We start from the raw sequence: 24,810 nt of genomic DNA on the forward strand, positions 1-24,810 counted from the left end.
CATACAGCCTTCGTAGTAATCCTTCAGTACTGACCGTTGCTCTGCTTCCGTAAATTCGTAATATTTTTTCATCTCTTTCCTGATTTAAATTTAACTTCTTTAAGTCAACTTTTTCCAGGCTAAGACAGGATGTTCTATCGAACAAATCTAAAACTAAAACTATATTTTGCATAAATGAAAGGGTATAAATGAAAATACTTTATTAAGTAATGGTTAATTTGTAATTAAAGTTATATTAAAATTAATGTTTATTCAATGATTTAAATTATATGTTCATGGAAAATGCTATATTAAAGTTCCTATCCTTAGGATTATTTATCTTCTTGATGAGTTCTTCCGGGTATTGTGAGGCACGTGCTTCTGATGCTATGCGAATAGAGCAGCAGGCAAGGATGATCAATGGAGTCGTAGTGGATGAGAAAGGTGAACCTGTCATCGGTGCTACGGTGAGAGCCTTGGGTTCTACAGAAAAGGCTGTAACAGACCTTGATGGAAAGTTCTCAATCAATGTCCCAACCGGAACCAGTCTGTCGATTTCCTATATCGGGTATAAGACACAGGTCTATAAGGCTGAGAGCAACTCGGTAAAGATACATTTGGCGGAGGATAACAAAACCCTGAATGAAGTCGTTGTAGTCGGTTTCGGGACCCAGAAGAAAAGTGATCTGACGGGTGCAGTAAGTGTGGTTACGGGCAAGGACCTTGCCAACGCCCCCGTGACTAATGCCACCCAGGCACTGCAGGGGATGGTTCCCGGACTGCAGATCACACAAAGTAATGGTAGTTTGGAAGACAACCCCAGTATTAATGTCAGAGGTACAGCTACTATCGGGCAGGGTACGAGCGGTTCTCCTCTTGTTTTGATTGACGGGATGGAAGGTAGCCTGAATACGATCAATCCACAGGACATTGAATCAATCTCTGTTCTGAAAGATGCCGCCGCATCATCCATCTACGGTTCTCGTGCACCTTTCGGTGTCATCTTGATTACGACAAAGAGCGGCAGCAAGAACGGGAAAGTACAGATCAACTACAATAACAGTTTCCGATGGGGAAAGCCTATCAATATGAAACACATGATGAATTCCGTCAATTTTGCCAGTTGGATGAATGATACCTTTACCAATGGTGGAGATGGCGTATATTTTTCAAATGATATGATGAAGAATATCGTAGATTATGCCAATGCTAAGCCCATTGGGCCCGGAACTCGTCAGACCTCTGACGGACGGACGCTCTATGCCATATCTTCTGACAACGGTTCAACCTGGGCAGGTGGTTATGATACTGGTATAGATGATGTGGATTGGTATGACGTGGTCTATAAGAATACGACTTTTTCGCAGTCCCATAATTTCAGCGCCAATGGTGGAAGCAATCAGCTGAACTTCTATACTTCATTCAATTACCTTGATCAGGGCGGTCTGATGAATCTGGGTCAGGAAGGACTGAAGCGCTATAATGCCACTGCCAAGATCAACGCTGTGCTGACTAAATGGCTGACGATGAACTACTCCATGCGCTTTGACCGTGAGGACTACAAGCGTCCTTCAGCTTTGACAACCACCCTTTATAGTGACATGGCTCGTCAGGGCTGGCCGATACTGCCGTTGTATGATCGCAATGGTTTCTATTATTCTTCACCTTCTCCAGCCCTTGGACTTGCTACGGGTGGTGTTGATAAAACCCAGACAGACAATATCTACCATCAAATAGGATTTACCATTGAGCCGATTAAAGACTGGGTTACACATATCATCTTCAATTATCATATTAACTCCCAGAACAGGCATTGGGACAGCCAGCAGACCTTTAACCATGACGTGAACGGACAACCTGTGATCTATGGTACGAGTTCCAATGTTCATGAGGGCTATTATAAAGAGAACTATTACAATTTCCAGGCTTATTCTGAATATACCAAGTCTTTGCTTGAGAAGCATCATTTCCATATCATGGGCGGTTTCCAGGCAGAGGATTTGAGGCAGACCCAGTTTGGACTTCAGACTAATGGCATCCTGATACCGGGCAAACCTGAGATTGACTTGACAAGTGGTTTGGGATATGATGGAACTGTAATTATGCCTGATACGAACGGTTCACGCAATGAGTGGACAACGGCAGGTTTCTTTGGCCGTTTCAATTATGATTACGACAGTAAGTACCTTCTGGAGGTCAATGTTCGTGATGACGGAACCTCGCGTTTCCGCCCCGGACATCAGTGGAAACTGTTCCCTTCCGTATCCGTGGGCTGGAATATCGCTCAGGAGAAATTCTTCCAGCCCCTGAACAATGTCGTCAATCTGTTGAAAGTTCGTGCTTCTTACGGATCTCTGGGGAATCAGAATACTAACAACTGGTATCAGACTTATCAGACCATGTCTGTCAGTTCTTCGGCCGGCGATTGGTTGCAGAATAGCGTCAAGCCCAATGTTGCTAGCGCTCCGGGACTTGTGTCTGAATCCTTGACCTGGGAGACGATTCAGAGTTATAATTTAGGTTTGGATTGGGGACTTTTCAATAACCGGCTGACGGGCTCTTTTGATTACTATGTCCGCAATACGAAGAATATGGTCGGCAATGCGCCTGAACTTCCATCCATTTTAGGAACGGCTGTTCCCGTAACCAATAATACTGACTTGAGGACCTTGGGCTGGGAATTGGCAATTGGCTGGAGAGATAATCTGTCGAACGGCTTGAACTATAGCATCAATTTCAATATCTCTGATTCACGTTCTAAAATTACCCGTTATCCGAATAATCCTACCCAGTCACTTTCTACTTATATCGAAGGACGCTATATCAATGAGATCTGGGGATATAAGACGATTGGAATAGCCAAGACACAGGAGGAAATGGACAATCATTTGGCCACGTTGAAAAACGGCGGTCAGGATGCCTTGGGCAATAACTGGGGTGCAGGTGATGTGATGTATGCTGACCTGAATGGTGACGGGAAAATCTCATCGGGTTCCAACACGTTGAAGGATCACGGTGACTTGGAACTGATCGGCAACAGTACGCCAAGATATTTATTCGGACTGGATATGAATGCCAGTTGGAAAGGATTTGATCTCCGTGTCTTTTTGCAGGGTGTGATGAAAAGGGACTGCTGGGTAGGCGGTACTTACCTCTTCGGTGCCACTTCCGGAGGTCAATGGTGGTCTACAGGCATATCCAAAGTGCAGGATTATTTCCGTGACGCGGATACCTGGTCCGTCAAGAACGGCTATGAAGCAGAAAACACGGATGCCTATCTGCCCCGTCCACTGTACAGTGATAAAAACTTGCAGACCCAAACCCGCTATTTGCAGAATGCGGCATATATTCGTTTGAAGAATTTGCAAATCGGTTATACCGTTCCTTTGTCTGTCGTGTCTCGTTTCGGGATCACCAATCTGAGAGTCTTCTTCTCCGGAGAAAATCTTCTTACGGGTACAAAACTGGCTAAACAGTTTGACCCAGAGACAGTTTTCTCCAATAGCGGGAATGGTTATCCTTTATCAAAAACTTATTCTTTTGGACTTAGTGTAACGTTTTAATAACTAAAGTTATGAGATTAGATCTTAAATTATTGGCTATCATATTTTTGAGTGGATTGTCTTTTACTTCTTGTGATGATTTTCTGGACAAGGAACCTCCTTCCTACATCACGCCTGAAGATTATTATAAAAGTGAAGATGAAGTCCAGGCTTGTGCCAACCAATTCTATTCCATTCTTCCTTCACATAGCGGATGGGGATACGGTACTTTCGGCAGTGACGACAATACGGATAACCAGGCTGATATGTCCGCTGACAATAAGTTTGCCAAGGGATTGTGGCGTGTCGGCAATACCAACGGCAACTGGGCCTGGAGCAATATCCGCAATATTAACTACCAGTTGAATGCCATAATGGGCAGTTATAAAGCCAAGAAAATCCAGGGTTCTGATACAAAAATCCGGCAATATATTGGTGAAATTTATTTCTTCAGGGCCTATGCCTATTTTGACATGCTCCAGAAATGGGGCGATCTGCCCATCGTGACACAGTCTTTCCCGGACGATGACTCTATTCTTGTGGCTGCCAACAAGCGCCGTCCGTGCAATGAGGTCGCAAGGTTCATCATCAGTGATCTGGATACGGCGATGACCTATATGCAGGAGGATTTCGAACCCCGTCATACGAGGGTTTCTCCTAAGGTCGCCAATTTGTTCAAGTCCAGGGTTGCGCTGTATGAAGGTTCCTGGCTGACCAATTTTGCAGGAACGCCTTTTGTTCCCAATGGTCCGGGATGGCCCGGCAAGAACAAGGACTATAACGCGGACTACAACTATCCTACGGGGAGCGTTGAGGCTGAAGCCAAATACTTTTTTCAGGTCGCAGCCCAGTCCGCCGAGGAAGTGGCCGAGAAATACAAAGGGAGTCTGGTGACGAATACGGGCAGTATACCTCAATCGACTGCAGATCCTGACAATCCCTATTTCAGCCTTTTCGGCAATACGGACATGTCAAAATACCCTGAAGTTCTCCTGTGGAGGGAATACAGTAAGTCTTTGGGCGAAGAGAACAATGTCGAAGTCGCTATCCAGCACGGTGACATCGCTGCAGGATTGACCAGAGGTATGGTTGAATCGTTCCTGATGAAGGATGGCCGGCCCATTTATGCTTCCAATTATCAATATGAAGATACAACCTTAGCGTCAGTGGCCAAGAACAGGGATCCTCGGTTGACGATATTCATGAAAGTGCCCGGTCAGGTGAATGTCTTTAAGAACATGGATGCAACTTACGGGGACCATGCCGTTCCTGTCGAACCTGTTCCTAATATAACTAATCGAACCAGTGAAAATGGCTATAGTACAGGTTATACGATAAGAAAGGGCGGTACTTTCGATAAGGCGCTCTGTGCGAATGGCCAGGGATATACGGCATCCATAACTTTCCGTGCGACGGAGGCCTTGCTGAACTATATGGAGGCTGAATATATGTTGACGAAGGACATTAATGCCGGCCATATCCTGGAATATTGGAAGATCGTCCGTCAGAAAGCCGGCTTTACGGGCGATGCCGTTAATCCGGAGGTCACCATCCAGGCTACAGACATGAGCAAGGAGAAGTTGGACTGGGGCGCTTACACTGCAGGGACATTGCTGACGGATAAGGTGCTCTATAACATCCGTCGGGAGCGTCGCTGTGAACTGATGGCGGAAGGTCTCCGCTGGATGGACCTCGAGCGTTGGAGATCCTTGGACCAGCTGATCAGTACGCCTTATCACATTGAGGGGTTTCATCTTTGGAATACGCCTATGGAGAAATGGTATAACAATCTCGTGGCTAACGGTTCTTCCAGTTCCAATGCTTCGGAAGAATCCAGGAGCGAATATTACAGACCCTATGAGATCATTTCGACGAACAATTCTTTCTATGACGGATTTACCTGGGCCATGGCCCAATATCTCCAGCCTCTTCCAATCAAGGAATTCCTGTTGACGTCAAGTGACAATGCTTCGATAGACAAGTCACCGCTGTATCAGAATCCTTATTGGCCGACCACTCCTGATGAGCCTGCTGAAAAATGATGTAAAACAAACTATCTTTTAGTTCTAATATTTTATCTCCGTTTCTCTCCATTCGGTTTTATCTGGATGGAGAGATTTTTTGTTCTTGTCTTTTCTTTGGATCACTTGGTGTTGTATATGTGGAAATAAGGGACTGTGATGATGAGCGGAACTGGATCTGAGGTTAACATTTAAGAAACTCATTGACCGGAATTCCTATTTTTAGCTTGTCAAACTATTTGATAAGTTGAAAATACATAATAATTCTGTGATAGGTGTACTTTTGCCCTTATTATTAAACTTGGTCTTGGTGCAAGAGTAATAAAAAAGGCTGAATTCCTTGTAAGGAGTTCAGCCTAATTTTATCCAGTGAAAAGTGTTTATCGGATAACAATGAAATTAACTATTCATCAGTTGTCTTTTCAGATTACCAACCCGGATTCTGTGTAATCTTGGCATCTGAGTTGCCGTCTATGTCAGCCTGAGGTATCGGCCACAGCGTCCACTTTGTAATCGGTTGCTGAGAGGCCTTGAAGTACCCCTTCCAATAAGGCTGGTCGACAATGTACATGGCATGGTCATTGATACTCTTGATACCGTCACTGCCCATTCTGAGAAGGGTCGCCCAGCGGCGTTCCTCGCCGTACAATTCACGTGCACGTTCGTCAAGAATGTATTGTAGATTCATCTCCGATGCAGTAGCCATGACCTTGCACTGCGCACGTCTCCTCAGAATGTTGACGTCAGCTGCAGCGCCTGCCTTGTCGCCCTTGCGGAGCTTCTCCTCGGCACGGAGCAACAAGGTTTCTGCTGAGCGTACTGCATAACGGTCACAATACATATTGGAACGGTCACCACCGTCAGCGAGATCATCATATCCCCAGTCGTCGACAGGAGCAAGTTTTGTCCATATTGGGAAGAACTCTGTAATCTTCTGAGAAGTGGCATCAAGCATGTCTATGCCGCAGGCCTTGCCGTACATTTTGCTCTTTGTGTCAGTGCAGACGAAGGTCCTCCTGATGTTGCAGGGCGCATTGCGGATATCACCATCATCGTTTTTCCAGATCTGCTCGATCACATAATCGGTAGGTGAATAAGTAGCAGTGCCACGACCGCCGAAATAGGCGCTGACGTTTCCGCCGGGATAGTCGGTAGTGTTGATGTTAGATGCCCAAGGACCTGCACCGCCCCCCACATTCTTATAAGCGGACCCCCATGTTGCATCACGCAGTACAGGGGAACCCTCACGTGGAGACGGTACATAGTTGTCACCGCCGTATTGATGATAGACCGTATAGTCGTTCTCTATCGTCCAGACTGCTTCTGTATTGCCCTCAGAATAATCGTAGTTGCCCTCCTGGAAGAGGTCGAAGAATACGTTGCCATCCTTGTAATAGGAGTCCACACCGTTCTTCGCGTTTCCGGAGACCGTCCTCGTGCCGAAACGGGAAGTCATCAGGGGATGCATTGTCATGACCGTATCGGCATAGGCGATGGCCGTATCCAACTGTGCAGCATTGTTGTCATTGATCGTAGCCAGGGCAAGGTAGGCCTCAGAGAGGAAATGGTAGGCTGCACCGCGAGCAACACGTCCTGCCTCTGAAGGATACTTGGGCAAGTTGGCTGCCGCACGCTTCAGGTCGTTGATCGCAAACCTATATGTTTCTGCTCTTGAGGAGCGGCTGAAGTCGAGTTTTAGCGTATCGTAGAACTTGTCTACAAGGGGCACTCCTCCGAACATCTCGCCCAGCGACAGGTAGCCGTAGCCCCTGAAGAACATCGCTTGACCGTATATCTCTGCCTTCTTCTGCGCGTCGTCCCAAGTAATATTGGGAGAACGGTAACCTTCCAGGGTTTGATTAGCAAAATTGACCAACTGATACATGGCATCGAATACCTTACTGGAAGAACTCGAAGTCGGCGACCAATTGGAGAAGTTACTGTAGCCATTGCCCGTGCAACGGAAATAAGGCGTGTCCATCACATCTGCACCAAGGCCACACCAGAAATTGTCGATCTGGTACCAGTAGCGGATATGAACGTAGAGGTTCGTCACGCATGCATTGACCTGGTCAGCGGTATTGAAGGCATTGTCAGTCGTATAGATGGATTTCGGGTTCTCCTTGAGGAAGGCGTCGTCGTTACATGCTGTCATGGACAACAGGGCAACGGTTGAAACCATTAATATATTTTTGATTTTCATATCAACACAAAATTAAATTAAAACGCAAGATTTATACCGAATGATACTGTTCTCGACAGGGGATATCCATAATTATAGCCACTTGCCAAAGTCTGTTGAATTTCAGGATCACCGCCCTTCCAATTCGTTATGGTGAACAGATTCTTGCAGGCCATATAGACCCGGAGAGAAGAGATTCTCAGATTCTTCACCCATGGCTGTGTGAAAGAATAAGACAGCGTCAAGTCGGAGAGGCGCACGAAACCATATCCTTGAACAGGTGTATAGTTACCATTGGTATAATTAACGCTAGGATATTTGTTGCTCGGATTCTCAGGTGTCCACCAACCGTGATTCAGGTTGTTGTCACCTGCGACATCTGATGCCGTACGGTAAGCATAGATATTAGTGCTCCTGCCATATCCATTTCCTCCGAAAATACCTGTGAAGAGGAAATAGAGTTGCAGGTTCTTGTATGTCAAGGTGTTGCCAAGGCTCATTTTGAAATTCGGAACAGTATAGCCCAGTATCTTACGGTCCTTGGAAGTGATCTTCCCGTCACCGTCTATGTCCTCGAATTTGACATCACCGGGCTTGGCACCGTTAGCGTCTGCATAAGCCTTGTCTGCGGCAGCTACCTCCAGATTGCCGTTGGCATCATAGGCAGGCTTGCCGTTGGCATCGTAGGCACACTGAACGATGCCGATGTTCTTATAACCATAGATGACACCCAGTGATTTGTTCAGGAACAGATTATTGGTAATATCATCTTTGCCGTCACCATAGAGAGACTTCAGCTTATTCCTGTTCAAAGAATAGATCAACTGGGATTCCCACTGGAAATTCTTGGTCTCGATATTCTTTGTATTGAGAGTAAACTCAACTCCAAAGTTGTTGATCTGTCCCATTGTAGCGTTCATGCTCGTCTGTCCATTGATGATGACAGGAATGGAACGTTTGAAGATCTGGTCAGTCGTCTTTGAGAAATAACCATCGAAACTAAGATTGATACGATCTTTCAGCAAGCCCAGTTCGAAGCCGTAGTTGACTGATTGGGTCTTCTCCCATGCCAGTTCATCATTGCCGAGAGCTGTAATTCTCTGAGCCCAACTTGCCTTGGAAGTATTGCCGAAAGGATAACTGTATCCTCCTGCCGGTCCGAGAGTAATCTGGGACAGAGTCTCATAAGGGCTGAGGGTCTGGTTACCGTTCTTACCCCAGGATAGTTTCAGTTTCAGATAGGATATCGGTGTAACTTTCTTCAGGAAAGGTTCATTCGAGGCGGTCCATGCCAAGCCTACTGCGGGGAAGACACCCCATTTGTTATCAGATCCAAAGACAGACGAGCCGTCACGGCGTACTGACAAGTCCAGATGATAGGTATCCTTGTAGGAATAGTTCAGACGTGCCAGATAACCGACATCGTTATGCTTGGTATAATCAAGATGTTCAATCTTCTGGGTAGCAGCATAATTCAAGCCCCAATAGCTCAGAGTGGTATTCCCCAGAGCTGTAAAGTCAGAACCGGAGAAATAGCGGTAGTCATAGGTCTTTGAATCTCTAGTATACACCAGTGTCAAATCAACGAAATGCTGGCCAAATTCATGCGTGTAGTCCAAGATGTTGTCCCATACCCAGTAGACGTTCTTGGTCCGGGCAGTATAGCCGTTGGCCTTGGAGAGATAATTGGCAATAGTTGACGGAGAATAGCGGTCTTCACTGTCACCTTCTTGGACATAATACCCTTCATGGGTAAAGAAGTCACGGTTGACATGGCCTAAGGAATAAGTACCGTTCATCCTGAAAGACAGGCCGTCTAACCAAGGACATTTCAACAGCAGATGTCCCCGAAGGTCCATCGTATTGTATGTATCGGCATCATCATCTATAGTACCGCTTTTAACATCCCATAGGGGATTCGTCCTGTATATACCCTCATTCACAGGATACTTTTCTATACCTGCTCCATTGGGGCGTTCTGCCTGACCATAAGGACTCAGTCTGACGGCCTCATAAAGATTATAATTTGTCGGACCTGAATAGTCATTATAGGTATAGGCAGCTTCCGTGCCTATCTGCAGCCAGTTTGTAATGTCACTCTGCAAGTGCATGTTCAGGGATGTACGGGAATAGTCATCACCGATAACGACTCCGGACTGATCGACATAGGAACCCGAAAAGAAATAATTGACATTCTTCGAGGCCCCCGAGACGGAAGCGTTATAGTTTTTCGTCATACCCGTTCTCGTCACATAATCAAACCAGTCAATGGTCTTCCCGGCTTTGTAATTGTTGTATTCAAAGGATTTCATCCATGTCGGGTCAGCATCCTCGGCAAGACCGCTTAATAGATTACCTTTCTTGACATAGTCGGCAGGACTCAGAACGTCAGGTTTGCAAGTTGGTCCGGACAAGTCCCAAGAAGTATTGAAACTGATTCTCGGCTTGCCCTCTGCGCCTTTCTTTGTGGTGACCATCACTACACCGTTTGCAGCCTGAGAGCCGTAGGCAGCAAGAGAAGTGGCATCTTTCAGGACGCTCATGCTCTCGATGATATTGGGGTCAATATCACGAAGATTTCCCATAAATATCACACCGTCCAATACGACAAGAGGATCTGAGCTGCCATTGATGGACTTCTGCCCCCTGACCTGCATGGAAGGTGCCTGGCCGGCACCTTGTTGCTGAGATACTGTAATACCACTGGCAGTACCCCGGAGGTTATCCATGGCATTCGTTTTCGGCGTCAGTGAGATAGGAGAGTTGGCGACATCGACCGTCGAAACAGAACCGGTAAAGTTCTTGCGCTTGACAGTACCGTATCCCACGACAACAACTTCATTCAGGGTTTTGTTGTCGGGCGTCAAATGGAGTTTTATAGGATTCTCTTCGGCCTTGACAGTCTGCGGCTTATAACCAATATAAGTAATGGAAAGGCTTGTTCCGGCAGGGACATCGATTGAATATTTTCCATCAATGTCTGTTACTGCGCCCTTAGTAGAACCTATAGCCTTCACGGTAGCTCCGATGATGGGTTCTCCCTTCTCATCGAGTACATAACCCGTTATGGGTTTTGCTTGCTGTTCAAGTTGTGGCGTCACTGACGCCCGAATTCCGCAATACCCGGAAGAACTTGTCAGTAAGGCAAATAATCCTAAGAACAGGATTTTTAAGTTAGCATCTTTCGTGAACATACTTTTAATTTAAATCATTGAATAAATATCAGTTTTTAGTAAATATCATTGGTAGTACATGTATAAACACAAGAGTATCTTGACTGTTATAATAACTATATTTTTCTTGAGGATATCGATAGGCCACGCTAGAAGAAAGTTGCCAATTCTTTATTTCCTTGATTCCATAGAACGAAATCTTCAGGTTCTTTCATATAAATGCAACTCCTTCTAATAACTTTCTTTTTATGTTGTTAAAAAACATAACTGTTTTATTCAACTCCTTTGATTTTTGAACTATTTTTTTGATAAAAGAAGTATCGTATAAAGGAAACCTAAATATGATATATCTATAATCCATCATGATTTTATAACGTATAAAAAGAAATTAGCCGATTTCATTTTGCAAAGGTGTATAATATTAGCCTAAATCAATAAATAATATATTATATTTAAATTATATTATAAATATTTTTACTTTATAACACTTGCTTTCTAGAACCACACATTATATATAAATTCGATTAATATGGTTTCCCTGTTGAAATTCATTTAGTGAAAGTATTTTTCGCCTAATGGGCCTATTATCAATGTATCTGGAGTGAATTCTACGAAATCTAAAAAGGGTAATTTGAGCGTCAATTGTTCTTCAAACTTTAATGTGTTAATGTGTTGTCTTTTTGGAAAGGCTCAGCAGTCAGCTATTCTTTCAAGTTAATTTACGATAAAATTGCCACAGCACCGATAGCAGGACAGTTCCGTGTGTAATGCTTTTAAAGCAGAAGTATGTACTAGGCGTATTAAGGGTATTATAACAAAGAAAGTGCCTTTAGCCTTATGCTAAACATTGTCTTTACAAGAGTTTTAATGGAAGAATACATTCTGAGCTGGAACGATAGAAGAAAAGACAGAAAAATAGAGTCAGGAAAGAACCTAAGCATTAAAAAATTGGAGTATCTGCGTCTGATAAGAGATTCTTAAAGTATCCTTGAATGACTGATTCCAGAGACAATGTATTGAAGTATCTGAAGTCATGAAACCTCTCAGACCTGATCAAAGTAGTCTAATATTGGCCATAGACATAAGCTATCAGATTATTATCCTGACATACAAGAGGAAGAATTTATGTTGTAAATATAGTTTTCGATGTAGATAATTGTGAAGCTGGTATAGTCTTGAATCGTCAAAAAATGTTTCAAACCTTCTCTTGGCGGAGAGAGAGAATATGCAAGTTTTCTACCCTAATCTATCATAAAACTCATATAAATAAATTTTTTCATAATTTGTTCTATCAATATAATGATTTGTTTATTTACTTACTGTTAATATTATTGATATTTGCAAAATACGGTTAAACCTACATTTATTTCTCCTAAATATATTAATTAACTTATCATGAGATATAGCTCATTACTTCTGATTTTCTTATGCGCAAATTCTTTTCCGGTCAATAATCATGCCGCAGAGATAGCAAAGGATAGAATAGGACAAGTTAAGGTTCTTTCCCAACCTGACAAGAGGGCCCCAGAGAGGCATCTTGATGGCATGACTCTTGTATGGAGTGACGAGTTCAATGGAACTGGTCGACCGGATACCACCAAATGGCAATTTGAGACTGGCTTCTGTCGCAATCATGAAGATCAGTGGTATCAAGAGAATAATGCCTATCTTGACGGTAAAGGTGCTCTCGTCATTGAAGGACGTAAGGAGCGGGTCTTGAACCCTGCATACCAGTCTGGAAGCACAGACTGGAGAGCAACTCGCCAATATGCTGAATATACGAGCGCCTCCATGCAGAGTAAATACATATATAAATATGGTAAGGTCGTCGTAAGAGCAAAAGTGCCGGTTGCAAGTGGTTCATGGCCTGCTATATGGCAAGTGGGCAATACTTGGGAATGGCCGTTGGGAGGAGAGATAGATATGATGGAATATTATCCTTTCGAAGGAAAGCCCGCCATACATGCGAATTTTTGTTGGAGTTCAAACGAGAAATGGTCAAGCAATTGGAAATCAGTAGCTAAACCTCTTTCGTATTTTACAGATAAGGACAAGGACTGGATAGATAAGTATCATATATGGACACTTGATTGGAACGAGGACAGTTTGAAAATTTCATTAGACGGAGAACTTCTCAATGAGATCAGCACGACTAAAACGGTTAATGGGAATGGCGGCGGGGCTGCGGGAGGCCATCAGAATCCGTTCAGTAATGAGATCAGCAGTTTCGGTGACTTGATTTGGCTGAATCTCGCTTTGGGAGGAGATAATGGAGGCAAAATCGATGACAGTGCTTTCCCTATTAAATATTATATTGATTATGTACGCGTCTACCAATATACTAAGAACTAATATTTATTCAATGATTTAAACAAAAATAAGTTCATGAAAAATGCTAACTTAAAAATCTTCTTCTTGGGAGTATTTGCCTTACTGACAAGTTCTGCCGGGTATTGTGGAATTCGGGCGTCTGAATCGACTCGAATTGAGCAGCAGACAAGAATGATCAATGGAGTCGTAGTGGATGAGAAAGGTGATCCTGTCATCGGCGCTACGGTGAGGGCCTTGGGTTCTACAGAACAGGCTGTGACAGACCTTGACGGAAAGTTCTCAATCAATGCCCCAACCGGAACCAGTCTGTCGATTTCCTATATCGGATATAAGACACAGGTCTATAAGGCTGAGAGCAACTCGGTAAAGATACATTTGGCTGAGGATAACAAAACCCTGAATGAAGTCGTTGTAGTCGGTTTCGGCACCCAGAAGAAAAGTGATCTGACAGGTGCCGTGAGCGTGGTTACGGGTAAGGACCTTGCCAACGCCCCTGTGACTAATGCCACTCAGGCTCTGCAGGGGATGGTTCCCGGACTGCAGATTACACAAAGCAATGGTAGTTTGGAAGACAACCCCAGTGTTAATGTCAGAGGTACAACTACCATCGGACAGGGTACGAGCGGCTCGCCTCTTGTCTTGATTGACGGGATGGAGGGTAATCTGAATACGATCAATCCACAGGATATTGAATCAATCTCCGTGCTGAAGGATGCAGCTGCATCATCCATTTACGGATCCCGTGCACCTTTCGGAGTCATCTTGGTCACGACAAAGAGCGGCAGCAAGAACGGTAAAGTACAAATCAACTATAACAACAGCTTCCGGTGGGGAAAGCCTATCAATATGAAACACATGATGAATTCCGTCGATTTCGCCAGTTGGATGAACGATACCTTTACCAATGGCGGAGACGGTTTGTATTTTTCAGACGACAGGATGAAGAATATAGTTGATTATGCCAATGCCAAGCCCATCGGTCCCGGAACCCGCCAAACCCCTGACGGGCGGACGCTCTATGGCATATCTTCTGACAACGGTTCAACGTGGGCGGACGGTTTTGCCAACGGTATAGACGATGTGGACTGGTACGATGTGGTCTATAAGAACACGACATTTTCGCAGTCCCATAATTTCAGTGCCAATGGCGGAAGCAATCAGCTGAACTTCTATACTTCATTCAATTACCTTGACCAGGGCGGCCTGATGAATCTGGGCCAGGAAGGACTGAAGCGCTATAATGCCACTGCCAAGATCAACGCCGTGCTGACTAAATGGCTGACGATGAACTACTCCATGCGCTTTGACCGTGAAGACTATAAGCGTCCTTCAGCTTTGACAACCACCCTTTATAGTGACATGACCCGTGATGGCTGGCCTATACTGCCGTTGTATGACCGCAACGGTTTCTATTATTCTTCGCCTTCCCCTGCACTTGGACTTGCCACCGGCGGTGTGGACAAAACCCAGACGGACAATATCTACCATCAAATAGGATTCACCATCGAACCGATTAAGAATTGGGTTACACATATCATCTTCAACTATCATATCAACTCCCAGAACAGGCATTGGGACAGCCAGCAGACCTTCAACCACGACGTCAACGGCCAGCCTGTGATATACGGTACGAGTTCCAATGTGCATGAGGGCTATTATAAAGAGAATTACTATAATTTCCAGGCGTATTCTGAATATACCAAGTCATTACTGGAGAAGCACCATTTCCATATCATGGGCGGTTTCCAGGCAGAGGATCTAAGGCAGACCCAGTTTGGACTTCAAACATATGGCATCCTGATTCCCGGCAAACCTGAAATAGACATTACAAGTGGTCTAGGATACGATGGAACTATAGTTATGCCTGCCACGAACGGTTCACGCAATGAGTGGACTACGGCAGGTTTCTTCGGCCGTTTCAACTATGATTACGACAGCAGATATCTTCTGGAGGTCAATCTGCGTGATGACGGAACCTCACGCTTCCGCCCCGGGCATCAGTGGAAACTGTTCCCTTCCGTATCCGTGGGCTGGAATATGGCACAGGAGAAATTCTTCCAGCCCCTGAACAATGTCGTCAACCTGTTGAAAGTCCGTGCTTCTTACGGATCTCTGGGGAATCAGAATACCAACAACTGGTACCAGACCTATCAGACCATGTCCGTCAGTTCTGCAGCCGGCGATTGGCTGCAGAATAGTGTCAAGCCCAATGTTGCCAGCGCCCCGGGACTTGTGTCCGAATCCCTGACCTGGGAGACGATCCAGAGCTATAATCTGGGTCTGGACTGGGGACTCTTCAATAACCGGCTGACGGGGTCTTTTGATTACTATGTCCGCAATACGAAGAACATGGTCGGCAATGCGCCTGAACTCCCGTCCATCTTGGGGACGGCCGTTCCGGTAACCAATAACACGGACTTGAGGACCTTGGGCTGGGAATTGGCGATCGGCTGGAGAGACAACTTGGCGAACGGGTTGAACTACAGCGTCAATTTCAATATCTCGGATGCCCGCTCCAAGATCACCCGTTATCCGAACAACCCCACCCAGTCACTTTCTACTTATATCGAAGGACGCTATATCAATGAGATCTGGGGATACAAGACGGTCGGGATAGCCAAGACGCAGGAGGAAATGGACAATCATTTGGCCACAATGAAGAACGGCGGCCAGGACGCCCTGGGCAATAACTGGGGCGCAGGCGATGTGATGTATGCTGACCTGAACGGTGACGGGAAAATCTCATCGGGTTCCAACACGTTGAAGGATCACGGTGATTTGGAACTGATCGGCAACAGCACGCCCAGATACCTGTTCGGTCTGGACATGAATGCCAGTTGGAAAGGGTTCGACCTCCGTGTTTTCTTGCAGGGCGTGATGAAGAGGGACTGCTGGGTAGGCGGTACTTATCTCTTCGGCACTACTGGCCAAGGCCAATGGTGGTCTACGGGCATATCCAAAGTGCAGGATTATTTCCGCGACGCTGATACATGGTCCGTTAAGAACGGCTATGAAGCAGAAAATACGGATGCCTATCTGCCCCGTCCTCTATATAGTGATAAAAACCTGCAAACCCAAACCCGCTATTTGCAGAATGCGGCATATATCCGCCTTAAGAATTTGCAGATCGGCTATACCGTTCCTTTGTCTGTCGTATCCCGTTTTGGGATCACCAATCTGAGGGTCTTCTTCTCCGGTGAAAACCTTCTTACGGGTACAAAACTGGCCAAGCAGTTTGACCCTGAGACTGTCTTCTCCAATAATGGGAATGGCTATCCATTATCAAAAACTTATTCATTCGGACTTAGCGTAACGTTTTAACAACTAAAGTTATGAGATTAGATCTTAAATTATTGGCTATCATATTTTTGGGCGGGTTGTCTTTTGCTTCATGTAGTGATTTCCTGGACAAGGAGCCTCCTTCCTATATCACGCCTGAAGATTATTATAAAAGTGAAGATGAAGTCCAGGCCTGTGCCAACCAGTTCTATACCATCCTTCCTTCACATAGCGGATGGGGATACGGCACTTTCGGCAGTGACGACAATACGGATAACCAGGCCGATATGTCCGCTGACAATAAGTTTGCCAAGGGACTGTGGCTTGTCGGCAATACCAACGGCAACTGGGCATGGAGCAATATCCGAAATATCAACTACCAGTTGAATGCCATAATGAGCAGTTATAAAGCCAAGACAATCCAGGGTTCCGATACAAAAATCCGGCAGTATATCGGTGAGATATATTTCTTCAGGGCCTATGCCTATTTCGATATGCTCCAGAAATGGGGCGATCTGCCCATCGTGACACAGTCTTTCCCGGACGATGACTCTATCCTGGTGGCTGCCAACAAGCGGCGTCCGTGCAATGAGGTCGCAAGGTTCATCATCAGTGATCTGGATACGGCGATGACCTATATGCAGGAGGATTTCGAACCCCGCCATACGAGGGTTTCCCCTGAGGTCGCCAATTTGCTCAAGTCCAGGGTTGCGCTGTATGAAGGTTCCTGGCTGACCAATTTTGCAGGAACGCCTTTCGTTCCCAATGGTCCGGGATGGCCCGGCAAGAACAAGGACTATAACTCGGACTATAACTATCCTACGGGAAGCGTTGAGGCTGAGGCCAAATACTTCTTCCAGATCGCAGCCCAGTCTGCCGAAGAAGTAGCCGAGAAGTACAAGGGAAGCCTGGTGACGAATACAGGCCGTATACCTCAATCGACCAGTGATCCTGACAATCCCTATTTCAGCCTTTTCGGCAATACGGATATGTCAAAATACCCTGAAGTCCTCTTGTGGAGGGAATACAGCAAGTCCTTGAGCGAAGAGAACAATGTCGAAGTCGCCATCCAGCACGGTGACATCGCTGCGGGATTGACCCGTGGGATGGTTGAATCGTTCCTGATGAAGGATGGCCGGCCCATCTATTCTTCCGATTATCAATATGTAGATACGACATTGGCCTCAGTGGCCAAGAACAGGGACCCGCGGCTGACGATATTTATGAAAGTGCCCGGTCAGGTGAATGTCTTTAAGAACATGGATGCGACTTACGGAGACCATGCCGTTCCTGTCGAGCCCGTTCCCAATATTACTGAACGGACCAGTGAGAAAGGCTACAGCACAGGGTATACGATAAGAAAGGGCGGCACTTTCGACAAGGCGCTCTGTGCGAATGGCGGGGGCTATACGGCATCCATAACTTTCCGTGCTACGGAGGCCCTGCTGAACTATATGGAGGCTGAATATATGTTGACGAAGGACATTAATGCCGGCCATATCCTGGAGTATTGGAAGATCGTCCGTCAGAAGGCCGGCTTTACGGGCGATGCCGTTAATCCTGAGGTCACCATCCAGGCTACAGACATGAGCAAGGAGAAGTTGGACTGGGGCGCTTATACTGCAGGGATATTGCTGACGGATAAGGTGCTCTATAACATTCGTCGGGAGCGTCGCTGCGAACTGATGGCGGAAGGCCTCCGCTGGATGGACCTCGATCGTTGGAGATCCTTGGACCAGCTGATCAGCACGCCTTATCACATTGAGGGGTTCCATCTTTGGAATACGCCCATGGAGAAATGGTACAACAATCTCGTGGCTAACGGCTCTTCCAGTTCCAATGCTTCGGAAGAATCCAGGAGCGAATATTACAGGCCATATGAGATCATTTCGACGAACAATTCTTTCTATGACGGATTTACCTGGGCCATGGCCCAGTATCTCCAGCCTCTTCCAATCAAGGAATTCCTGTTGACGTCAAGTGACAATGCTTCGATAGACAAGTCACCGCTGTATCAGAATCCTTATTGGCCGACCGCTCCTGATGAGCCTGCTGAAAAATGATGCACAACAAACTATTTTTAGTTATTATATTTTTATCTTTATTTCTCTCTGCCCAGGCCAAACTGGGTGGAGAGATTCATTTCGGTAAAGTCTGGCTTGATAATAGCGGTAAGTCGGTCAATGTACAGGGTGGAGGCTTTCTACAATCCGAGAATGCTTTCGGAGAATATAAGTTGGATGCTATAAATTCGGCATTGGCAGTTATAACTTGCCATCGTTCCAAAGACTTGATGCATTGTGGTTATCGTGATGAGGCTTTGCCTATGTCAGATCAGAAAGACAGTGATATCGGAAAGGGTTGTATCTTGGATGGTCCGAAAGTTATCTTCAATATTACAATAGGTCCTCCTGTTATGACTTGGATGGATTCTTGAATGGTGCAATAGTTGCGATATGATGAAAAGTGAAAATCCTATTATTTTATTTTTATAAATTGATTTAAGTTTTATGCGAGAGAAATTTTATTTCATGTTATGCTTGCTGTTCCTCCTTGTGTCTAACGGAGCAGAAGCGAAAAAGAATTTGAAACAGACCGATCGTGCCTATTGGTGTTCACAGGCCTACAAGATGGCAAGGCCGGTATTGGAGAATATGGCACATGGCACACTGCAGAAAAATATGCAGATGGAGTTCAGTCCTAGTTTTGATAACCGTAACAAGAAAGTGGCTTATATGGAGTGCTTCGGGCGCTTGATGGCGGGTATTGCCCCTTGGCTGACCCTCCCTGATGACCCTTCTGCGGAAGGGAAGCAACGCCACCAGTTGAGGGAGTGGGCACTGCAGAGTTATAAGAATGCTGTCGATCCTAAGAATCCTGATTACCTCTGTTGGGGTATCGGAGGACAGAACCTGGTAGATGCCGCTTATATTGCCGAGAGTTTCCTCCGCGCCTACCGGACGCTGTGGATGCCTTTGGATTCTGTTACGAAACAGCGTTATTTTGAGGAATTCCGCAAACTCCGGAAGATCGACCCGCCCTATACGAACTGGATTCTGTTCTCTGCTGTCATCGAGAGTTTTATGGCAAAGGCAGGAGCGCCTTATGACCAGTATCGTGTGAACATGGCTTGTCGCAAGATGGAGGAATGGTATACCGGTGATGGCTGGTATGCTGACGGTCCGTTCTTTACCTTTAATTATTATAGCAGTTATGTCTTTCATCCGATGTACCTTGAAACTTTGCAGGCGATGATTGACGCGAAGGCAAGTACCCGTCTCGATTATCAGAAATATTATGACCGTGCCTTGAAACGCGCTCAGAAGTATTCCATTATCCTGGAACGTTTCATTTCCCCTGAGGGTACCTTCCCTGCTTTCGGCCGGAGTATTCCTTACCGTGATGCGGCAATGCAACCCTTGGCATTACTGGCGTGGTACAAAACGCTCCCGAAGGACTTGACGAACGGTCAGGTGCGTGCTGCTCTTACGAAAGTCCTGCACCGGATGTGGGACCAGGGAACGAACTATAATGAGAAAGGTTTTCTGAATATCGGATTCTGCGGACATCAACCTGGTGTGGCAGACTGGTATACCAATAACGGCAGCGAGTATATGGCATCTCTTATCTTCATGCCCTTGGGACTTTCCGCTGATGATCCTTTCTGGACAGATGCTCCTCAACCTTGGACTCAGGTGAAAGCCTGGAACGGAGAGGCTTTCCCGAAAGACCACTTGTGGACGGATCAGATTCAGACTCAGGATAAATGGTAGACTCGAGTCGGACCAAGAATAAATGTGAAAAAATATAAATTGGGGACCGGTCTTTATTAAAAAATGAGTAACTTTGAACAAATAATGATCGGATGCCTTAAATAGATGAAAGACAAATGATGAAGAAAATACGATACATTGCCTTTTTGCTCCTGCTTGTCCCGTTGATCACCATGAAAGCTGAATCCGTGGAGCAGGTGAAGGCGATGATCACGAAAGTAAATGATTATTGGCAAACTCATCATCAGCCTCAGGATCGTGCTGTCTGGAATATTGCGGTCTATCATACCGGCAATATGGCTGCCTATCAATTGATGGGCAACCCTCAATGGCTGCGGTATTCTGAACTTTGGGCAGAGCACAATCATTGGCAGGGAGCTACGGAAAAGGATTCTTCCAAATGGCTCTACAAGACCTATGGTGAAGATCCACAGCACGTGCTCTTCGGTGACTGGCAAGTTTGTTTTCAGACTTATATCGATCTGTATCACCTGTCTCCTGATCCGATCAGGATCGCCAGAGCCAAGGAAGTGATGAGTTATGAGGCCGATTCCAAAGCTAATGACTATTGGTGGTGGTCTGATGCTTTGTATATGGTGATGCCGGTGTTGACCAAGATGTACAAGTTGACCGGTGAGGTGAAATACCTCGACAAACTCTATGATAACATCTTGTATAGTGACAGCATCATGCTGGATCACGATACCGGTCTCTATTATCGGGATGCCAGGTATGTCTATCCGGCTCACCAGACAGCGTCGGGCAAGAAAGATTTCTGGTCCCGTGGCGATGGCTGGGTATTGGCAGGTTTGGCAAAGGTGTTGCAGGATATGCCAAAGACATATCCTCACTATTCTTTCTTCTTGAAGAAATATGTCCGGATGGCATACGCTGTGGCAAAGTTGCAACAGAAAGAGGGTTATTGGACCCGGTCTTTGCTGGATCCTGCACAGGCTCCCGGACCTGAGACCAGCGGTACAGCTTTCTTTACTTATGGGATCCTTTGGGGAGTCAACAAAGGGATATTACCCGATAAGGATTTCAAAACGGTGATCAAGCGCTCTTGGAAATACCTTTCCAAGATGGCATTGCAGAAGGACGGGAGCGTGGGCTATATGCAGCCTATAGGCGATCGTGCCATTGCCGGTCAATTCCTCGACCAACATTCTCAGGCAGACTTTGGTGTAGGGGCATTCCTTCTTGCCTCTTGTGAATATGTGAGATATCTTGCTAATAACAAATACTATGACAAAAAGAAATCTGTGTTTACTGGTGGCGGTGTCTTTGTTGGCGTCGGCGCCGGCTTTGGCCGTTAATCTAAAAAAGGTCCAACCTAAAGTGAAAAGTGATCCGGTGATATTTCCAGAATGGCACGACCTTCAGGTCAATGACATCAACCGCTATCCCATGCATACTGCATTCAGGATAGAAAACGGGGATACGCTGAGCCTGAATGGAAAGTGGAAATTCAATTGGGTACCGAATGCTGATGAACGCCCGGTCGACTTCTATAAGGTCGGCTATAATGATTCTTCCTGGAAAGATTTTACAGTACCCGGTATCTGGGAACTGAATGGCTATGGGGATCCGGAATACATCAATAACGGTTTTGCATGGAGAGGCCATTTCAAGAATAATCCTCCCGAGATTCCTATCAAGGACAATCATGTGGGAAGTTATCGCAGGATCATCTCCATTCCCGCTGATTGGGACGGTAAGCAGATCATAGCGCATTTCGGTTCTGTGACTTCGAACATGCACCTGTGGATCAACGGGCATTTTGTAGGTTATACAGAAGATTCGAAAGTGGAGGCTGAATTTGATGTTACACCTTATTTAAAGAAGGGTGATAACCTCTTTGCCTTTCAGGTCTCTCGTTGGTGTGACGGGAGTTATGATGAAGACCAGGATTTCTGGCGCCTGAGTGGTGTGGCCCGCGACTGCTATCTGTTTACCCGCAATAAGGCACATCAGATGACAGATATCCGCGTCATTCAGAATCTGACCAATAATTATACTGACGGGGTCCTGAATATTCAGGCTCTGCTGAAGGGCTGCAATACGGCTGACTTCAAATTGTTTGACGCTACTGGGAATCAGGTTGCCGATCAGGTTGTGACCGGCGTGAAGGATGGGTTGGCAAAAACAACTCTGAATCTTGCCAAACCTCATCTCTGGTCTGCAGAGACACCTTATTTATATACACTTGTTGCCAGTGCACTGCCTTCGGCAAAAGGTGGACGCGCTTATGAGACATTGTCTTTCAAAGTCGGTTTCCGGTCTGTCGAGATCAAAAACCGTCAACTCCTGGTCAATGGAAAACCTGTCCTGATCAAAGGTACTGATCGTCATGAGATGGATCCTGATGGCGGGTATTATATTACCCGGGCACGTATGCTTCAGGATATCAAGATCATGAAGCGTCTGAATATCAATGCAGTCCGTACGAGCCACTATCCCAATAATCCCTATTGGTACGATCTCTGTGATCAGTACGGTATTTATCTGGTAGCCGAAGCCAATCAGGAGAGTCATGGATTTTTCTATGGGCCTGATGCGATGTCGGGGAAACCGATGTTCGCCAAACAGATCCTGCAGCGTAACCAGCATAATGTCAGCATGAACTTCAATCACCCGAGTGTGATCATCTGGAGTTTGGGAAATGAGACGCGCTACAGCCAGAATTTCATCGATGCCTATAAATGGATCCGGCAGCAGGATCCTTATCGCCCCATCCAGTATGAACAGGCAGGGCTGAAAGGTTATAGTGACATCTTCTGTCCGATGTATTATCCTGTGGATATGTGTGAGAAGTATGCTTCTGACCCGAATTCTCCCAAACCGCTTATCCAATGTGAGTATAACCATTCGATGGGCAATTCAGGAGGCAATTTGGCCGAATATTGGAATCTGGTCCGGAAATACCCGATCTATCAGGGCGGTTTCATCTGGGATTTCGTCGATGAGGCTTTGCACCGCCATCCTCATTTCGATGCGAACCGTACGTTGGCCGACTATGAGCAACTGTCAAAGGATTTCTCCGTGAAGACGGAATATACTTATGGAGGTGACTATAACAGTTATGATCCTTCAGACAATAATTTCAACAGCAACGGTATCATTGGCTCTGACCGCCAGTTGAACCCTCATGCCTATGAGGTCGCTTATCAGTACCAGAATATCTGGGCTGCACCGGTCGACCTCTCTCAGGGTAAGATCTCCGTCAAGAATGAAAACTTCTTCAAGGATCTGAGTAATGTCAAACTGGTCTGGAGTCTGGTAGATGACGGAAAGACGGTTAAGAGTGGTGAGGTGGATCACCTTGATGTCGCTCCTCAGCAGACCGGACAACTCACGTTGCCTTATGGTCCGGTGAATGGCAATGAGGTATTCCTCAATCTTGACTTTCAACTGAAGGCTGCGGAATCCCTGTTGTCTGCCAATCAGACTGTAGCGTATGCCCAACTCCCTGTGAAGGCGGCTACGACAGTTCTGTCAGTCGTCCCGGACAAGAAAGGCAAGATCAAAGTTGACAAGAAAGATACCTCGGCCCTGACGGTCTCTGGTCAGAATGTAACGGTCAGCTTCGACAAGTCTACCGGTTTCCTGACCAAATATAATGTCAAAGGCGTCGACTATCTGGGTACTCAAGGTACGCTGAAGCCGAATTTCTGGCGGGCTGTGACAGACAATGACATGGGCGCGAATTTCCAAAAGTTGTATGCGCCTTGGCATCATCCTCAGATGAACCTGGTTTCCCTGACTGCCGACAAACTCAAGGATGCAAGTTTCGGGAACGGCATGGAAGTTGTTGCCAAGTATGAGATGCCTGCCGTCAAGGCCCGTTTGGACCTGACTTACAAGATCTCTCCTGCCGGCACGATTGTCGTGAACGAGAAGATGACTACTGATTCTACTGCCAAGGAACCTAATCTGTTCCGTTTCGGAATGGTCATGGACATGCCTTATGACATGGATCAGTCGGAGTTTTATGGTCGCGGACCGATAGAGAACTATAGTGACAGGAAGGACTGCATGAGAGTGGGTATCTACAAGCAGACTGCCGACGAACAGTTCTATCCCTATCTCCGTCCTCAGGAAACTGGGACGAAATCGGATATCCGCTATTGGAAACAGATGAATGTTGCCGGGATGGGTCTGAAGATATTCGGATTCGATGGCCGTCTCTTCAGTGCCAGTGCACTGCACTATAACATTGATGATCTGGATGAGGGGTTGGAGAAGAAACAACGTCACAGTTATCAGGTTCCTCTGTCCCGTTATACGGAACTCTGCATTGACGGCATCCAGCAAGGTGTAGGTGGCACGAACACTTGGGGAGCTTGGCCTTTGAAGCCCTATCTGGTACCCTATCAGAATCGTGATTTCACCTTTGTCCTGTCACCGGAGAAGTTGTAAGGCGGATGAAAAAGATTTTTGTCCACTATTTATGAATGAAAATCCACCTGTAAACGGGTGGATTTTTTTATCTTTGTCTATCGAAAAGCATGAGATTCATGTCCTGTGTGA

General features: G+C 45.9%; 11 protein-coding genes. 9 read left to right on the forward strand and 2 right to left on the reverse strand.

Annotation, left to right across the window (positions count from 1 at the left end):
* Positions 1–326 precede the first annotated feature (326 nt).
* Both NG821_RS10180 and NG821_RS10185 read left to right on the forward strand, forming a co-directional pair.
* Positions 327–3,542, forward strand: coding sequence for a SusC/RagA family TonB-linked outer membrane protein (locus tag NG821_RS10180; RefSeq protein WP_394802082.1), 3,216 nt, complete (start codon positions 327–329; stop codon positions 3,540–3,542).
* An 11-nt stretch (positions 3,543–3,553) separates the two neighbouring features.
* The gene (locus NG821_RS10185; protein WP_252761558.1) at positions 3,554–5,563 is read left to right on the forward strand and encodes a RagB/SusD family nutrient uptake outer membrane protein; all 2,010 of its coding nucleotides are present in this window, start codon (positions 3,554–3,556) and stop codon (positions 5,561–5,563) included.
* Between the two features lie 406 nt (positions 5,564–5,969).
* Here the strand turns inward: NG821_RS10185 and NG821_RS10190 are convergent, their stop codons facing one another.
* Together NG821_RS10190 and NG821_RS10195 are read right to left on the reverse strand one after the other, a co-directional pair.
* A complete protein-coding gene (locus NG821_RS10190) occupies positions 5,970–7,745 on the reverse strand; it encodes a RagB/SusD family nutrient uptake outer membrane protein (protein WP_252761559.1) in 1,776 nt (591 codons plus the stop codon).
* Positions 7,746–7,762: 17 nt separating this feature from the next.
* Positions 7,763–10,918 carry a SusC/RagA family TonB-linked outer membrane protein gene (locus tag NG821_RS10195; protein WP_252761560.1) on the reverse strand — a complete coding sequence of 1,052 codons (3,156 nt, stop codon included), beginning with the start codon at positions 10,916–10,918 and terminating at the stop codon, positions 7,763–7,765.
* Positions 10,919–12,292: 1,374 nt separating this feature from the next.
* Between NG821_RS10195 and NG821_RS10200 the strand changes: the two genes are divergently transcribed.
* The 7 genes from NG821_RS10200 to NG821_RS10230 all read left to right on the forward strand — a co-directional run bounded on the left by NG821_RS10200 (position 12,293) and on the right by NG821_RS10230 (position 24,699).
* Positions 12,293–13,249 carry a glycoside hydrolase family 16 protein gene (locus NG821_RS10200; protein ID WP_252761561.1) on the forward strand — a complete coding sequence of 319 codons (957 nt, stop codon included), beginning with the start codon at positions 12,293–12,295 and terminating at the stop codon, positions 13,247–13,249.
* Between the two features lie 33 nt (positions 13,250–13,282).
* Entirely contained in the window at positions 13,283–16,549 is a 3,267-nt protein-coding gene (locus tag NG821_RS10205; RefSeq protein WP_394802081.1) for a SusC/RagA family TonB-linked outer membrane protein, read from the forward strand.
* Positions 16,550–16,560: 11 nt separating this feature from the next.
* Positions 16,561–18,570 carry a RagB/SusD family nutrient uptake outer membrane protein gene (locus tag NG821_RS10210; protein ID WP_252761562.1) on the forward strand — a complete coding sequence of 670 codons (2,010 nt, stop codon included), beginning with the start codon at positions 16,561–16,563 and terminating at the stop codon, positions 18,568–18,570.
* Positions 18,567–18,944, forward strand: a complete 378-nt coding sequence (locus NG821_RS10215) for a glycoside hydrolase family protein (protein ID WP_252761563.1) — start codon at positions 18,567–18,569, stop codon at positions 18,942–18,944. Before NG821_RS10210 ends, NG821_RS10215 begins: the two co-directional genes overlap by 4 nt.
* A gap of 94 nt (positions 18,945–19,038) precedes the next feature.
* A complete protein-coding gene (locus tag NG821_RS10220) occupies positions 19,039–20,280 on the forward strand; it encodes a DUF2264 domain-containing protein (RefSeq protein WP_394802083.1) in 1,242 nt (413 codons plus the stop codon).
* A 119-nt stretch (positions 20,281–20,399) separates the two neighbouring features.
* Positions 20,400–21,596, forward strand: coding sequence for a glycoside hydrolase family 88/105 protein (locus tag NG821_RS10225; protein WP_252761573.1), 1,197 nt, complete (start codon positions 20,400–20,402; stop codon positions 21,594–21,596).
* Complete coding sequence (locus NG821_RS10230) at positions 21,526–24,699, forward strand: glycoside hydrolase family 2 TIM barrel-domain containing protein (RefSeq protein ID WP_252761565.1); 3,174 nt, start codon at positions 21,526–21,528, stop codon at positions 24,697–24,699. The genes NG821_RS10225 and NG821_RS10230 overlap by 71 nt, the downstream gene beginning before the upstream one ends.
* Positions 24,700–24,810 lie beyond the last annotated feature (111 nt).

Origin of the sequence: Segatella cerevisiae (assembly GCF_024054555.1) — a bacterium.
GTDB lineage: Bacteria > Bacteroidota > Bacteroidia > Bacteroidales > Bacteroidaceae > Prevotella > Prevotella cerevisiae.